A 15,219-nucleotide genomic window follows, 5' to 3' on the forward strand; every position below is an offset into this window, starting at 1 on the left:
AAGGAGGCTGGCTGTTTAAAGAGTATTCTATAAGAAGAGCATTAAATTTAAATAAAAAAGCGAACTTATCTGCTGATAAATTCGCTTTTTCAGAAATGTTGGCGCAAAAAGTGTTAATTTTTGAGCAGAATGTCCAGGTGAGCGGCAAACTCTTTCGGAGCCATGAAACCTGTCACTCTCAGCTCATTTTTCAGCTGGCCCTGTTCATCGATAAACAACAGAGTCGGCAGCCCCAGCACATCGTATCCTTCCAACAGGGCAACATCGGCTTCATCCATGGCGGTCACATCGGCCTGCAGTAGCACCATCTGCTCCATCCGCTGTTTAACCTCGGCATTCTTGAAGGTGATCTGCTCAAACTCCTTACAGGCCACACACCAATCGGCATAGAGATCCAACATCACCGGCTTACCGGCGGCCTTGGCAGCCGCCAGTTCGGCCTGGAAGTCCTCAAGTGATTTGATCCGCTTGAAGGTATGATGCTCGGCTTGCTGTTGCCCCATGAAGTGGTAACCCAAGGCGCTCATAACCGCCTGGAAGCCATAGGAGAAGCTCGACAGCAGCAGCAGGGTCAGGATCACGCTGCGCACCGTCTGTTTCCAGTTGAACTGGCTCAGCTTGTTCTGGTGTATCAGATAGCCGACAAAGACGATGGCCCACACTGACCACATGAGATCCGACACCAATCCTGGCCAGATACGACCCAGCATTATGATGGATACGGCCACCAGCAGGAAACCGAACACATGCTTGATGATGTTCATCCAGGCTCCTGCCCGCGGCAGCAGTTTACCGCCAGAGGTTCCTATCAGCAGCAGCGGCAGACCCATGCCCATGCTGAGAATATAGAGGGTCAAAAAGCCCTGTAGCAGATCGCCGGTTTGCGCCACGTACACGAGTACCGCCGACAAGGGCGCCGTGGTGCAGGGCGATGCCACCAGGCCCGAAAGCACCCCCATGACAAATACGCCCAGTAGATTGCCGCCCTTTTGCTTGCTGGAGAGACTGTTCATCTTCTGCTGCCAACTGGCGGGCAGGCGCAGCTCATAGAGACCAAACATAGACAGACTGAGTACCACAAACAGTACGGCTATGGTGATCAGTACCGCCGGGTGTTGCAGTGCCGCTTGGTACTTGAGCCCGGCCGAAGCCACCACCAGTCCCAGCAGCGAATAGGTGATTGCCATCCCCTGCACATAAGCCATCGACAGGGTAAAGGCCTTACCGGTGGAGACTTTCTGCCCCTGGCCGACAATGATCCCCGACAGTATGGGGTACATGGGGAACACACAAGGTGTCAGCGCCAGTCCTATTCCCAACACGAAGAAGGTCAGATAGTTGAGCAGGGTGCTGTCGCCGGCGAGCAGTTTATCCAGCAGGTTGTCCTGTTGGGTCAGTGGCTGACTCTTGGGCGTGGTTGCACTCGCCTCTGTCGCACTCTTATCGGCATCGTTTAGGATGCCATCATTGGCCGCCACGGGTTTAAGCTCAGCGTCACGAGTGGTGGGCGGAAAACAGAGTTTGCCCTCGGCGCAGCCCATAAAGGTGACAGATAGCTTGGCTCCTGCCGCCGCTTCCTTGATGGCAACTGGAATTTCGATATAGGAGTAGTACACCTGCTGCTCACCGAAATAGTCATCCATGTGGCTTTTGCCCTGAGGCAGGGCTATCTCACCCAGTTCACCGCCATCTATGCTGAACTTGAGTTTGTCACGGTACATGTAATAGCCGTCGGCTATTACCCAACTGAGCTTGACCTTATTGTCTTGCTGACTGAAGTCGAAGGCGAAGGCCTGATCCACAGGCATCAGCTCGGGTTCACTCTGGAGAAAATCGAATTGCTTGTTGCCAAAGAGCCCATCGGCCTGAACCAGCGGGCTGAGGAGCAACAGGCTGCCTAGCAGCAGGGTAAGTACTTTTTTCATAGTTTAGTGTTGTCTTTTATCCAATCCAGATAGGCGGGTAGCCCATGACTGATGGGCACAGCAATAATTTCAGGTACTTCGTAGGGATGCAGTTCGAGTATTCTCTGCTCCAGCTTAGGGTAAGCGCTGGCCAGACACTTGATCTGCAGGCTGACTTCGGCCTCTTGGCAAAGCTCGCCCTGCCAGACATAAAAGGAATCCACAGTCTGGCTCACCTGAGCACAGGCCACCAGTGACTCACGCACCAAGGTTGCGGCCAGGCTTTTGGCACTGTCGGTATCCGGGCAGCTGCAAAAAACCAGCAGCACTTGTTGAGATTTTATGTCCATAATGAGCGGGTTAAATTAAACCTGACTTAAGCCAAGGGGATTAAAATCGAGCGTCTACTTTACGTGTTTTGCCGCAAGCTTGCATTAAGGCTTTGCTGAAACAGTGAGCTTAAGCGTCAAACCTGAAACCGGCTGCGGACTTGAAATCAGACCGGGTTATCCCCATTTAGTTTTCAACTACTGCAAAAAATGAGGCCTACATGCCATTTCTGATAATGTTGATCATCTTTGTGCTGATCCCTGTCGTCGAACTCTCGGTACTTATCCGGGTCGGCGAAGTCCTAGGCAGCTGGAACACAGTGGCATTGGTGATCCTCACCGCGGTGGTCGGTGTTTCTCTGGTTCGCAGCCAGGGCTTGAGTACCCTGATGTCGGTACAGAAAAAGTTGGCCATCGGTGAAGCGCCGGGGCAAGAGATAGTCGAGGGCATGATGCTGGCCATGGCCGGTATTCTGTTGCTTATTCCGGGGTTTGTGACCGACCTTATCGGCCTTATTCTGCTGACCCCTATCACCCGGGCACCGCTGGCACGTTATTTCTATCAGCGGATGCAACTCAAGGTGGTTACCGGCGCCCAGTTCAGAACCGGTGCCAACCCCTTTGAACCGCCACATCAAAGAGGTCAGGGTGGGGATGTGTTCGAGGGCGAGTTTGAGCGCAAGGCCGACCCTTCCGATAAGCGTCCCGAGAGCCATCAGCTGGAAGAAGAGAGCCATCAGCTGGAAGAAGAGAGCCCTCAGCGAGGTGAAAACAGTCCTCAGCGAGGTGAAAACGGCCCTCAGTCGCAGGATACGAAAAACCAAGACGATGAGCGGCCCGGTAGCCGATGAGCAGCACAAACACTGATAAAAAGACCTTCCGCTCGTAAGGTCTTTTTTCATTCTCACCTCATAACTTGCAGCTCTGACTGGAAAACATTTATCACTAGTGTCATTTGCTATCGCGGTACTTTGATGAGGCGTCGTAGCAGTGACCGCTGCGTCAGTTTAAGGATGCTGTAGCGGCAACCACAGCCGTGCATACTCTCAGCACTCTAGCGTCGCCAAGCGCTTATCCCTCGTTGGAGCAGGGGGAGTGCAGCTTATGCGGCTCACTGATATTGCTGGCCAGATAATAGCTGGCTATGCCCATCAGTATGTTGGTCAGCGGCAGTGCCAGCATCAGGCCTTTTACCCCACCGAGGAAGGCGCCCAGCGCCGCCAGTGGCAGCATCAGCAGGAACAGGCGGCACAGATTCAGTACCAGCGAGGCCATGGGTCTGTGGTAGGCGTTGAGCGAGGTGGCCACTATGATCACCACGCCCAGCGGGCCGTAAGCGGCGGGCAACACCAGAATATAGAAGCTGAGCCATTCCAGTACCTGGGGGTCGGTACTGAACAGGGCGGCAATCTGCGGCGCCAGCAGCGCCAGCGGAATATACAGCAGGGTCTGGAACAGGAGCACAAACTTCAGCGACCGCAGCAGTGCCTCTCGGGCGCGCTCCTTCTGCCCGGCGCCCAGATTCTGGGCGATAAAGGGCACTAGGCTTGAAGACAGCCCCATCACCACAATCAACAGCAGAGACTCCAGTCGGGTACCGGCACCGAAGGCGGCTACGGCGGCGTGATCTATCCTGGCCAGCATCGCCATCATCACAGCGTTGGCCAGAGGGTTGATCAGATTCATCAACGCCGCCGGTTGGGCGATATGAGCCAGCTGTTTCCAGTTATCGGCAAAACGGCTGAAACACCAACCCGCGGCCACCAACATATGGCGTTTGACCACCAACAGATAGCTGGACAGCGACAGCGCCACCAACCAGGAAAGTAGGGTGGCGGCTGCCGCCCCTTGGATCTCCAGCCTCGGAAAGGGGCCGATCCCAAAGATCAGCAGCGGGTCGAGGATCAGGTTAATCAGCGCCGCCAGTGACAAAATTGCCGCCGGTGAGCGGGTGTCGCCGGTGGCTCTCAAGCCCTGATTGCCCACCATCAATAGCACCAACAGCGGTGCCCCCAGATACCAGAGGTTCATATAGTCATGCACCAAGGGCAGTATGTCGTCTTTGGCGCCGAGCAGGGAAAACAGCGGGTCGATACATAAACTGCCCAGCAAGGATAGCCCGGCGGTCAGCATAAAAGTCAGCAGCAGGGCATCGTGCAGAAACACCTTGGCCTTGGGAGCGTGGCCGCCCCCGATGAGGCGCCCCAGATTGGTGGACACCCCGGCACCTATGCCGATGGCAATACTGGATACCACCAGGGTCACTGGGAAGGTAAAGCTGATCGCCGCCAGCGCCTCTGTGCCCAGCTTGCTGATGAAATAGGTGTCTACCAGGTTGAAGCCCAGCACGGTGAGTATTCCTAACATGTTGGGAACACTCATATTAAGCAGTACACGACCTATCGGCTGACTGAGCAGCCCGTGTCTGTCTTTCATGGCCCGTATCTGCCTCTCGTGAAATGGATGACGAAAAATCGTGCGGAAGCGCGATTCTAACAGGATTGCCCCGGCATTAAAAAACGAGGGTCAAATATTTTCAAAAAATTTTGACCTGCCCCCTTGGAAGTGTGGAAACCGACCCCATATAAGCCAACATCATGCGGCTAAAGCCCGTTGGCATGGCCGCCTTTTACATCAACCATGAACCGCCTCATATTGGGCAAAAATCATTAGGAGAATCCATAGATGAATATTCGTCCATTACATGACCGCGTGATCGTCAAACGCCTGGAAGTTGAAAGCACTTCGGCCGGTGGCATCGTACTGACCGGCAGCGCAGCCGAAAAGTCTACCCGTGGTGAAGTACTGGCTGTTGGCAATGGCCGCATCCTCGAAAACGGTGACATTAAGCCATTGGACGTGAAGGTAGGTGACGTAGTGATCTTCAACGAAGGTTACGGTGTCAAGAAAGAGAAGATTGACGGTGAAGAAGTCCTGATCCTGTCAGAAGCTGACCTGATGGCCGTAGTGGAATAAACCACTCACAACCATTAAAGACCTTCCAAAGTAATCGAAAAATTTAAGGATAATCAACATGGCAGCTAAAGAAGTAAAATTTGGCAATGACGCTCGCGTAAAAATGCTGGCGGGCGTGAATGTTCTGGCTAACGCAGTTAAAGTCACTCTGGGCCCTAAAGGCCGTAACGTCGTTCTGGACAAGAGCTTCGGCGCACCACTGATCACCAAAGACGGTGTTTCCGTTGCCAAAGAGATTGAACTGGAAGACAAGTTTGAAAACATGGGCGCGCAAATGGTTAAGGAAGTTGCTTCCAAGGCCAACGACGCTGCCGGTGACGGTACCACTACCGCCACAGTACTGGCCCAGGCTATCGTGACCGAAGGTCTGAAAGCCGTTGCCGCCGGTATGAACCCAATGGATCTGAAGCGCGGTATCGACAAGGCTGTAATCGCCGCTGTTGCCGAGCTGAAAGCCCTGTCTCAGGACTGCTCCGACTCCAAGTCTATCGCTCAGGTAGGTACCATCTCTGCCAACTCTGACGAGTCTATTGGTCAGATCATCGCCACCGCGATGGAAAAAGTGGGCAAAGAAGGCGTGATCACAGTTGAAGAAGGTCAGGCGCTGGAAAACGAACTGGACGTAGTTGAAGGTATGCAGTTCGACCGCGGTTACCTGTCTCCTTACTTCATCAACAAGGCTGAAACCGGCTCTGTTGAACTGGACAACCCATTCATCCTGCTGGTTGACAAGAAGATCTCCAACATCCGTGAGCTGCTGCCTATCCTCGAAGGCCTGGCCAAGACAGGCAAGCCTCTGCTGATCGTTGCCGAAGACGTTGAAGGCGAAGCCCTGGCGACTCTGGTTGTCAACAACATGCGCGGTATCGTTAAAGTGGCTGCCGTTAAGGCGCCTGGTTTCGGTGATCGTCGCAAGGCCATGCTGCAGGATATCGCTATCCTGACCGGTGGTACTGTTATCGCCGAAGAGATTGGCCTGGAGCTGGAAAAAGCCACTCTGGAAGATCTGGGTACCGCCAAGCGCGTGGTTATCACCAAAGACAACACCACCATCATCGATGGCAGCGGTGAAGAGTCGCAAATTCAAGCCCGTGTTGCCCAGATCAAGCAGCAGGTTGAAGAATCGACTTCCGACTACGACAAAGAGAAACTGCAAGAGCGTATGGCCAAGCTGGCCGGCGGTGTTGCGGTAATCAAAGTCGGTGCCGCTACCGAAGTGGAAATGAAAGAGAAGAAAGCCCGCGTTGAAGATGCGCTGCACGCTACCCGCGCCGCCGTTGAAGAAGGTGTGGTTCCTGGGGGCGGTGTTGCCCTGGTTCGCGTTGCCTCCAAGATTGGTGAGCTGGACGTGAGCAACGAAGATCAGAAGCACGGTGTGGTTATCGCCCTGCGCGCCATGGAAGCCCCACTGCGCCAGATCGCTACCAACGCAGGTGAAGAAGCCTCTGTTGTCGCCAACAACGTTAAGAACGGCAGCGGTAACTATGGTTACAACGCCGGTAACGACACTTACGGCGACATGCTGGAAATGGGTATCCTGGATCCAACCAAAGTTACTCGTTCTGCGCTGCAGTTCGCGGCCTCTGTAGCCGGTTTGATGATCACCACCGAAGCCATGGTAGCCGAGCTGCCAAAGGAAGAGGCTGCGCCTGATATGGGCGGTATGGGTGGTATGGGCGGAATGGGCGGCATGATGTAAATTTTACGGGCCTAAATCTGTGATAGCTGTGTTGCTTCACCACTCGTTTAGTTCACTAAACGTCGCGGTAAAGCGCCTTGCTCTAACAAGATTTATCCCACGTAAAATACTCTGCTGGTCTTAAGCCTAACAGCCTGAACCAAAAGAATAAAAGCCCCGATACTTAACCGTATCGGGGCTTTTGTTTATTCCGAGAAAGGAAAAGGCCCGCGCATCGAACACGGGCCTTTTCCATTTCAGCGGTTTCTGCCGAGGGCGGGGGAGTAGTTTGGGGGTGGAATGGCTTCCGGCTGATTGTGCAACTCATTGCCAGCCGCAGGCCTTATGCATATGCACCTCAGTGACACGCTGTGAATACATCCCTGTAAGCTCGGCGCCAACATCCATGTTGGCGACGGTCACTGATGCGCATATGCCGGGTGATTTGGTGCAATCTGCGGGTGAAGTGTTTTGGCTGTCCTGACTCTTTTACTATAGATAGGTCCCTGTAGGCTCCACACAGCAAAAGTGTTGTGGGTGTCCTGATTTTTTCCATTGGTTCACTTGGTGTACCATGTACTTGTTGTGCTAGTTAGAGAAATATGAGACATCTTTCAGCAAATGTCATCGACTTTCCCCACTTATGCTGCCTGATTGCCTTGATGATTGTTCCTTCTAGATCACATCTTTTCATCCTGTATCCCTATTGTCCCCAGTGTATCGGAAATCTCATCAATGTTATGGCGTTAAACGTGGAGAAAGGTTAGACTGAAAGCAACTTTAGGCCAGTTTATGATTGTGCGCTGCAACAATGTATCACAAAGGACAAACAGCCACTTACACAAAAGACCCCTACAGTCTCATGTCTACACGGATAGGTTGTTTCACCCTAGTAAATTTGACTGTTCTTTGAGATATTTTGCGAAGATTTTTGTTGCTATAGGGCGATTTTTACTGCTATTCTTGCCTTAAATTCAAAGCTTTTTGATTGCAGCCCCAGCGTTTCGTTGGAGCTCAAAGTGCGTAAAAGGGGTAAAATTATGGATAAAACATTTGCAGTAGGTTTTGGCGAAGGTTAACCACTAAGTCGTACACAGCAATGGCCTCCTTGAACGGGGGCCTTTTAGTATAAAAATTACTTGAAATAAAGGGAGTTATGAAGAATTTCATAGGGGCTTGCATAACTGCATTCTTACTCGTTTCTGCATTGAGACTTCTTTTTACATTTATTTATCCCAATACCCTTCCTTTTAGCCTAGAGATTATTGATTGGTTAATCGTGCTATCGCTAGATGCAACAATAGTATTTATTTTATTCAATATAATCAAAGAGAAGTATCCCGATACTGCTGAGTTTTTACCTGTTTTTAGTACAGTGAGCTTCATCATAACGTTATTAGCCTATGGAATCCTTAGATATTTCCCAACTTTTCAGACTTCACTTTCTGTAATGGTTACGGGAGTTATGATTGGGATGGGCTGGTGGATTCAATGTATAACGTCAGCAGCTAACATAAGAAGAACGCACACACTCAATATGATCATTAATACTCGAACAAGTCCAGAGTACCAAGCCCAGTTGCGCGCAAGTACTAGAATGTATAGAGGTATGAGGTTTGTACCTGCGGAGTTGTCTGAGTGGAGATGTAACCCTGATAAAGAAGAGTACAAAAATGCATGTGTGCCTGATGATTATCGGGATGCTATCAATGGCTTGCTTTACGTATTGAATTATTTCGAATTTCTTGCTCAAGGGATAAAATTTAAGGACTTAGATGACTGTTTACTTAAAGAATGCTTTTCAAGCTTCTTGAAGGGGATTGAAAGAAGAGGATTCCATATTATTCTTGAATCACAGAAGCAGGATCCAGCTGCTTTTGAAGGTATAGTATATCTTTCAAAGCGTTGGAATGGAGAGTCTTTTGTCGAGAAGCATAGATCAAATCCGAATACCGCTGAAGCAGGGATACAATATCCATCTAGCGACATTGTTTTGAAGATTATGAATGGTAAGCCATTAGTTGAAGATACTAAAGGGGAGTCAGTGAAACCTATTGCCGATGATGATGTAAACGCTGCTTAATTGACAAAAAGTAGTGTAAAGACGTTTGCCTATTTCGACCCGTTTTTTCAAAGATCCGGCCAAGGGGCGCCAGTATATAGAAGAACTGGCTAAGCAGTGTGGCTGTAATGCAGTGCTCGGGCTGGAGTTTGAAAGGAAGACCTTCTCCGAAGGCAACTATCGCTTTACCGGGCATGCTTTCAAGGGGGAGTTGGCCCTTGCTGCCGAGCGGCAGTTGCAACAAAGAATTCAGGCGGCTGAGCAGGACTTTGGGCCGATACAAAAAGTGTTGTGGGTGTCCTGACTTTTTAGCAAAACATCTGTTGGTCAGAAGCTTAACAGACTAAAACCAAATAAAGAAAGCCCCGATGCCAAAGGTATCGGGGCTTTTTCATAGCGTGGACTTGTAATATTAATAGGTGATTGCTGAGTCGTTCATTATTTATATTTTGCCGTTATAGTTGATCATGGTACTTCGTGTTAGCGTTATTTGCTCTAAAGCTCAAATAGACAATCAAATTTGTAGAGGGCAAAACATAATGAAAACGATACTTGTGGTATCGCTTTTTTACTAGAGTAAACTATTAAGAAATAGAAATATCATTTAGCTATTCGAATGAGAAAACTAAAGTTTTAGCGTTAACTAACAAGTGCAATCTTTATAATTATAGATTTCTATCGAAAGTAATAAGCAGCGAAATTTTCGAAATCAAGCTATAATTAAACCAGTCGATTATTTGCAGTATACAATGAAATGTCTAATCCATTAAAATCACAATCGTCAGTTACAATGTTTGATACTCCATAGTCAGACATTGACTCAATGTAGAAAGCATCATAAGCGTCTAAGCAGTACTGATTTAAGGTTGATAGGGTTTTACTCGACAAAGTTTCATTTAGTGTAATGTCGAGTGGAGATGACATCTGGACTATTTGCTTCCATGCGTCAGATATTTGTTCCATGACTTTTTTTCGACATTCTTTTTTTCTTCTAAAGTCTTTTCGAGATATTTTCTCTGTGTTTTTTAATTGATATATATCATACTCCGTTCTTTCTATTATATTGGCTAATTCAGATAGAGCTAACGGGCTGTGATAAATGTTTGCACCTTCATCTAGTATTTTTTCTATAAACTCTGGATATCTTTCTAACTGATATCTAACTGGCGCATTCTGAGTTTGAATCTCATTTGAAGCTGCATAGGTTAACCAGAACCAAACGTTTGTGTCAATAAAAAACTTATCTGAATGGTGTAGATTTACTCTATTTTTAATGTCAACAATTCTAGTCATTCCATTTACTCATCATGTTTGTTTAAAGTATCAGTTACTTTGCTTTCCCCACTATAAAAATGGATTGCGTTTTGTATAACAGTATTTAATAAGCTAAGACCTATTTCATTACAGTTAACAACTTTCATCTTATCCGTTAATTGTTCGATATTTATATCTTTCAATAGAACACCAATTGATGCATTGAAAAATGGGGAGGCAAATAAAGATACACCTGAAAAATCAATTTCTACAGTCTGGCCTTCTAAGAGTGCAGTAGCAATGGCATTGTTTAGCTTTGTTCCGCTCTGCATGGATATTGCATTTTTACCAACTAAATCAAAGACTTTTACTTTTAACATTGTCTACTCCTAAAAATATTTAACCTGAGCTACATCTTCAGATTTAAAGCGATAATGTCTATCATCACAGTTGATCTTGATGCTTACCAACGTTCCTGGAAAGTTATACTTTGAGGTACCCACTTCAAAATTGTTGCCGTCTGAAATTTTAGCATAAACTTTATTGCTGTAAATGCGCATTTCTCCCTTATTAAGCCTAACAAATTCACCTAACAAGTCGAAACCTAGACCTCGCGGCATACCTTTTTCTACACTATCGGTACCAGTTGAGTTCCCTTTAACCAAAGCCCATTGCATTGCCTCAATATCACTTTTTATTTCACTTTTGTAATGCTTTACATTTTTTACAATACCTGGTCCGAAATCCAAAACACTCAAGCAAAGAGTTTTTTCTTTCCTATCATATTGACCGCAGCTATAAACTCCTAGTTGTCTTAAGTCTTGAATAGCTGCTCCATGCCCATAAGCATTCATAAATATTTCAAGAATCCTGCTAACAACTTCATCTTTTAGTGCATTACTTAGGTTGACTTTATCATCAGATAGCCACTGTTCGCTAAGGTGTTCTGCGATACTATCTTCGTCTAAGTGAGTGGTGTGTTCTCTATAGCCTATATAGTCGCCTTTAGCATAGCCTTGGAAATTGTTTTGCGAAAAGTGGCTAAGGAAATTATTTTCAATCAGTCTCTCTCTGATTAAGTCACTCATTGAATTTACATTAAACATGACGCCAGCTGTTGCAAGAGATTGACTCTCAAATATAACAATTAATGATCTCGTTAGTTTTGTGTTTTGAAAATTGACGTATCTAGCCAAACCTCCCAACAGAACAATACCGTGATGGTCTATTCTTGCGCACTTCCCAAAATCAAAGTCGAAATTATTCTTTGGGTCGGAAGTTATTGTCTCCATGATTTTTAGAATCTGGTTGAATCCGTTATCGTCATACTTAATGGTTGGGACTGGAATTAAAACCTTTGCCATGAGTTTCTTTTTAATTTCCTTGATTTTACTCTATATTTTATAAAGTGGTTTCAGTTTTGCATTGCTGGCTTAAAGGATAAAAAATTACCAATAATTAATGTGTAAGTGCTAAACAAAACTCATTAAATATTTTTATAGTTGGTATCAAAATATAATATCAAAAGGAAGGTGGGACTTTATCATTGCTTTACTAGATGTTTTGCAGTAAGCACGATAAATGCTAACGTTAAACTCAACAGTAGTTAGGTAATGACATTTACCTAATTTGGTCTATTACATTCTACAAATGGAAAAACTGGTAAGGGGAGTTAATAAGTCATATGCTTTTTTATTTCTATCTTCAAAATCACCTAAACGAACACCTATTTCGTTTGATTACATATAACCAATTTGTCCATAGTGCATTTTAGAGCACTATTATGACACCGCCAAGTATAGCTACCGCAGGGAATTCTAGCTATTCCAGAGCGAGGAAGTCCAATAAAAATATAATAAAAACAATGTTAAAGCTATCTAATCATTGTTGAAATAACCTTAGCTAACATCACGCAGTATAAAGAGAGTAAACGCCAGAGGAGAGCATGTTAGAACGATGCATTGAAAACTATAGCCAATTCTTTTAGGAAGATGGCTATCCCTGACATTCATCTGCGTGTTATAGAGAACGCTTACGCATTGTTTGTCAAAACTTTACTTTATCCTACAGTATTGCCGTCGAGCAGGGCAACCCTTGCCTAGGGAATTATCTTCCCTTGCGCTTCGGTCAGTAAAGCCGCATTCATTGTTCAAAAAATTCCATCCAATTGCAGAGAGTGAGGACATTCACAATTTTTTCGTACCCCGATCCTATAAGTCTTTGATGTCAGGTGTAACTGCAACGCTGGCAAATACAAAACCCCGGTCAAACCGAGGGAAAAAAGTGAGGACACCCATAACTATTTCACTAAACACTATGGCCAAAGTGCTCGGCTTCGTCGGGTGAAGCCTGGAAGGTTTAGATTCTGGGTCGCTTGTAAAGCAACAAATCCCAAAAGGTTTGGCCAAGCGCAGCTTGGCGCATGGTTGCAATTGGATGGGGATGGCTACCGCAGTGAATTCTAGCTATCCCAGAGCGTACTAAACCGAGTTAAATTTCAATAAAAACAACACTAAAGCTATCAATTTGTTGCCGGTGAAACCTTAGTCTGGGTCACAAGTTGTACAACCGTTAAAGTGGTTTTTGTCAGGGAGGTATATGAGGTGAGGTATTGAAAGCTTGTCCTTGCCTTTTGCCTACTCGGGTGAGAGAGAGGCTGCCATCCCTGATTGTTGTTCGTACTTTAGCTGACGCTTAAGTGTTGATTTTCGTTGGTTTTTTGTTAAAAGCCTAGCCAATCCTACAATATTGCTGCGGTGAAAAACAAGCTTTACCGCATGGGGGGTTTTGTTGTGCGGTTTGGCTTAAATGACTTGTTTGAGTTGCCTGCTTTAGTTGCCCGCTTGAGTTGCCTGTTTAAGTTGGCCGCTTGAGTTAGCGGCTTCAGTGAATCGCTTTGCTGGCCTGTCCACTGGCAAAAAGTGGCTGGCGGGGAACGGCAATGATTTTTAGGGAAAAGTGAACGGTTTTAACCGGTTTTTGAGGATGTTGCAGCAGTTGCTGCCGGGTTGAGATGTTAGTATCGGTGGCTTGAATCTGTTCTGTTGCTGCAGCGGTTTTTTGTGGCTGTTGCTGTATAGGGCTTTGGAAGTCGTAGAGAAAGTTATCGGGATTGTGTAGTGAAAGGAAAAGTCGTTTCGTATGTCTCATCTAAAAAATTTGGCTTTATCAATGGGGATGATGGCGAAAGCTATTTTCTGCATGTTTCGGCCCTGGTGAACAGGAGTGATGAGGCTAAGCTGGTCAAGAATGTGCTGGTCGAGTTTGACCCTACGCCAACCCCCAAGGGATTGTCTGCCAAGCAGATCCGTATTCCTGAGGTCTATATAAGAGAGCGACTGCTGAATTTCTTCACCTCCAAGGGTAGCAATCCCAAGCATGGTGATGCCGTGTTGCGTTTGCCTATTTCGACCCGTTTTTTCAAAGATCCGGCCAAGGGGCGCCAATATATAGAGCAGCTGGCTAAGCAGTGTGGCTGTAATGCCGTGCTCGGGCTTGAGTTTGAAAAGAAGACCTTCTCTGAAGGCAACTATCGCTTTACCGGCCATGCTTTCAAGGGGGTGTTGGCCTTGGTCACTGAAAAGCAGCCCTGTGATACCAAAGAGATGGCCCTTGTTGCCGAGCGGCAGTTTCAGCAAAGAATTCAGGCGGCTGAGCAGGCCTTTGGGCCGATACAAGAGACTGAGCTTAAGGCCAGACAGAGCCAGCTTTCCGGCTGCCTCGGCAGCGCCGTCGCCGTGCTGGCTGTGGTGGCAATCCTGCCAGCGGCGATTATCGCCGGTCTGTTCCCACAGTAGCTAACAAGGTGATATCAGCGCCTTGAAAGTGTAACAAACTACACTTTTAAGGCGTTTTCGGCTTGAATGGATGAAAAAGTGTATTTAACTACACTTTTTCATTGGACTCGCTAAATCAGCTTTTCAGTGAACTGGCACTCTTGGCAATTGAGAGTGTAAGTCTCGGCCCGCTTTTGTACCCGGGTGTTTTTACTTTGGCACTGAGGGCAGCTTTGTTTCATCGGAGTATTCTTGCTGCACTGGTGACATTTGATGTAGTAGCCAAACTTGCCGTACATAGGGATGTAGTTGCTCGATTCACCACAATGTTTGCAATTTAACCTTGCTGTTAATGCTGCCACATGGGGCTGGGTTTGGTAGTCTGCAGCGCGGCTTTCCTGTATCTGTGTATGCCTTTCTTCTACTTCTGCTTGGACTTGCGTCGTAACTGTACTGGTTGATGTTTCATCGCTGGCTAGGGGAGTGCCGGTTTCCTGCTGAGAGGGGCTACTGATATCCTGTGCTATCAAGAAGTCGCAAATTGATTTGAGTTCATCTTGGCTGAAATCTGGCCGGGTATCGCTGAAGTTTACCAAGCGCATAAAACTGCTTTTGAGGTTCATCACCTCATTGAGTTTGTCGACCAAAAACTCCGTTTTGACCAGCTTTTGTGAGATCTCGCTGGGCATAGTGTCACGGTTGATAATGGCGTCGCTCGAGACGGCGCAGAGATGATCCCAGACGCGTAGCTTAAAGCCCTGCTGTTTGATACCCAGTAATTTCCCGAGAATTTCTCGTTTGTGATGGGTCAGGAGTTGCAGCAACAGCGCCTGTTGCAATTCCACCTGCTTCAGTGGCGAGGCTATGCCAAACCACTGGTTTTGGTGGCTACGGGTCCATTCGCCCTGTTGGTTGACGTTGACGCGGCCCTTAATACTCTTGGATTCAATTAACACGAAGCCATAGGTATAGATGATTAGGTGATCTATCTGGGCGGTTTCGCCGTTAAAGTTGAACTTAAAGTCGTTGATGACCATGACCTGGGGATGGTCTTTGAAGGCACGACGCAAAAAGAAGGCGACGTCCTGTTCCTGCTTTTGCCCGGCATAGGCTTGGGGAGATTGCGTAACTTGGAGTGATTTACTTTTTAGAATCATTTATCAACTGCATCCATTCACTGCTCAATAATGAGCAACTTGATAATGGCCCAGTGTATCTTATTTGGCCTGAGTGCCAAAGT

The 15,219-nt window shown here is 47.2% G+C and carries 14 protein-coding genes; 6 read left to right on the forward strand and 8 right to left on the reverse strand.

Annotated features, from left to right (window positions below; translation table 11 throughout):
* Window positions 1–113: 113 nt before the first annotated feature.
* Together CBE72_RS15210 and cutA are read right to left on the reverse strand one after the other, a co-directional pair.
* On the reverse strand, window positions 114–1,925 hold the full coding sequence (locus tag CBE72_RS15210) for a protein-disulfide reductase DsbD (protein WP_100144691.1): 1,812 nt from the start codon (window positions 1,923–1,925) through the stop codon (window positions 114–116).
* A complete protein-coding gene (gene cutA, locus CBE72_RS15215) occupies window positions 1,922–2,254 on the reverse strand; it encodes a divalent-cation tolerance protein CutA (protein ID WP_100144693.1) in 333 nt (110 codons plus the stop codon). The genes CBE72_RS15210 and cutA overlap by 4 nt, the downstream gene beginning before the upstream one ends.
* A gap of 200 nt (window positions 2,255–2,454) precedes the next feature.
* Between cutA and CBE72_RS15220 the strand changes: the two genes are divergently transcribed.
* Window positions 2,455–3,084 carry an FxsA family protein gene (locus tag CBE72_RS15220; RefSeq protein WP_100144695.1) on the forward strand — a complete coding sequence of 210 codons (630 nt, stop codon included), beginning with the start codon at window positions 2,455–2,457 and terminating at the stop codon, window positions 3,082–3,084.
* A gap of 220 nt (window positions 3,085–3,304) precedes the next feature.
* On the opposite strand, the gene CBE72_RS15225 is transcribed toward CBE72_RS15220, so the two are convergent.
* Window positions 3,305–4,669, reverse strand: a complete 1,365-nt coding sequence (locus tag CBE72_RS15225) for an MATE family efflux transporter (protein ID WP_100144697.1) — start codon at window positions 4,667–4,669, stop codon at window positions 3,305–3,307.
* Between the two features lie 249 nt (window positions 4,670–4,918).
* On the opposite strand from CBE72_RS15225, the gene CBE72_RS15230 reads away from it, so the two are divergent.
* The 4 genes from CBE72_RS15230 (at window position 4,919) to CBE72_RS15245 (ending at window position 9,253) form a co-directional block, all read left to right on the forward strand.
* Window positions 4,919–5,209 (forward strand): co-chaperone GroES, encoded by a 291-nt coding sequence (locus tag CBE72_RS15230; RefSeq protein ID WP_025010152.1) that lies wholly within the window; start codon window positions 4,919–4,921, stop codon window positions 5,207–5,209.
* A gap of 58 nt (window positions 5,210–5,267) precedes the next feature.
* Entirely contained in the window at window positions 5,268–6,908 is a 1,641-nt protein-coding gene (gene groL / locus CBE72_RS15235; protein ID WP_100144699.1) for a chaperonin GroEL, read from the forward strand.
* A 1,135-nt stretch (window positions 6,909–8,043) separates the two neighbouring features.
* Window positions 8,044–8,970: a DUF4760 domain-containing protein gene (locus CBE72_RS15240; protein ID WP_100144701.1), complete on the forward strand. Its 927-nt coding sequence runs from the start codon at window positions 8,044–8,046 to the stop codon at window positions 8,968–8,970.
* A 25-nt stretch (window positions 8,971–8,995) separates the two neighbouring features.
* Window positions 8,996–9,253, forward strand: a complete 258-nt coding sequence (locus CBE72_RS15245) for a hypothetical protein (RefSeq protein ID WP_186298667.1) — start codon at window positions 8,996–8,998, stop codon at window positions 9,251–9,253.
* A gap of 416 nt (window positions 9,254–9,669) precedes the next feature.
* Here CBE72_RS15245 and CBE72_RS15250 read toward each other — a convergent pair whose 3' ends face one another.
* From CBE72_RS15250 to CBE72_RS20260, 4 genes are all read right to left on the reverse strand, one after another.
* Window positions 9,670–10,242 (reverse strand): PIN domain-containing protein, encoded by a 573-nt coding sequence (locus CBE72_RS15250; RefSeq protein WP_100144703.1) that lies wholly within the window; start codon window positions 10,240–10,242, stop codon window positions 9,670–9,672.
* A 5-nt stretch (window positions 10,243–10,247) separates the two neighbouring features.
* Window positions 10,248–10,583: an STAS-like domain-containing protein gene (locus CBE72_RS15255; RefSeq protein WP_100144705.1), complete on the reverse strand. Its 336-nt coding sequence runs from the start codon at window positions 10,581–10,583 to the stop codon at window positions 10,248–10,250.
* A 9-nt stretch (window positions 10,584–10,592) separates the two neighbouring features.
* Window positions 10,593–11,567: a hypothetical protein gene (locus CBE72_RS15260; protein WP_100144707.1), complete on the reverse strand. Its 975-nt coding sequence runs from the start codon at window positions 11,565–11,567 to the stop codon at window positions 10,593–10,595.
* A gap of 1,519 nt (window positions 11,568–13,086) precedes the next feature.
* Window positions 13,087–13,353, reverse strand: a complete 267-nt coding sequence (locus CBE72_RS20260) for a hypothetical protein (protein WP_167387683.1) — start codon at window positions 13,351–13,353, stop codon at window positions 13,087–13,089.
* Between CBE72_RS20260 and CBE72_RS15265 the strand changes: the two genes are divergently transcribed.
* Window positions 13,323–14,000: a cold-shock protein gene (locus tag CBE72_RS15265; RefSeq protein ID WP_100144709.1), complete on the forward strand. Its 678-nt coding sequence runs from the start codon at window positions 13,323–13,325 to the stop codon at window positions 13,998–14,000. The genes CBE72_RS20260 and CBE72_RS15265 overlap by 31 nt on opposite strands.
* A 110-nt stretch (window positions 14,001–14,110) precedes the next feature.
* On the opposite strand, the gene CBE72_RS15270 is transcribed toward CBE72_RS15265, so the two are convergent.
* On the reverse strand, window positions 14,111–15,136 hold the full coding sequence (locus CBE72_RS15270) for a nuclease-related domain-containing protein (RefSeq protein ID WP_100144711.1): 1,026 nt from the start codon (window positions 15,134–15,136) through the stop codon (window positions 14,111–14,113).
* Window positions 15,137–15,219: the final 83 nt, after the last annotated feature.

It is taken from the genome of Shewanella carassii, assembly GCF_002777975.1.
Classification (GTDB): domain Bacteria; phylum Pseudomonadota; class Gammaproteobacteria; order Enterobacterales; family Shewanellaceae; genus Shewanella; species Shewanella carassii.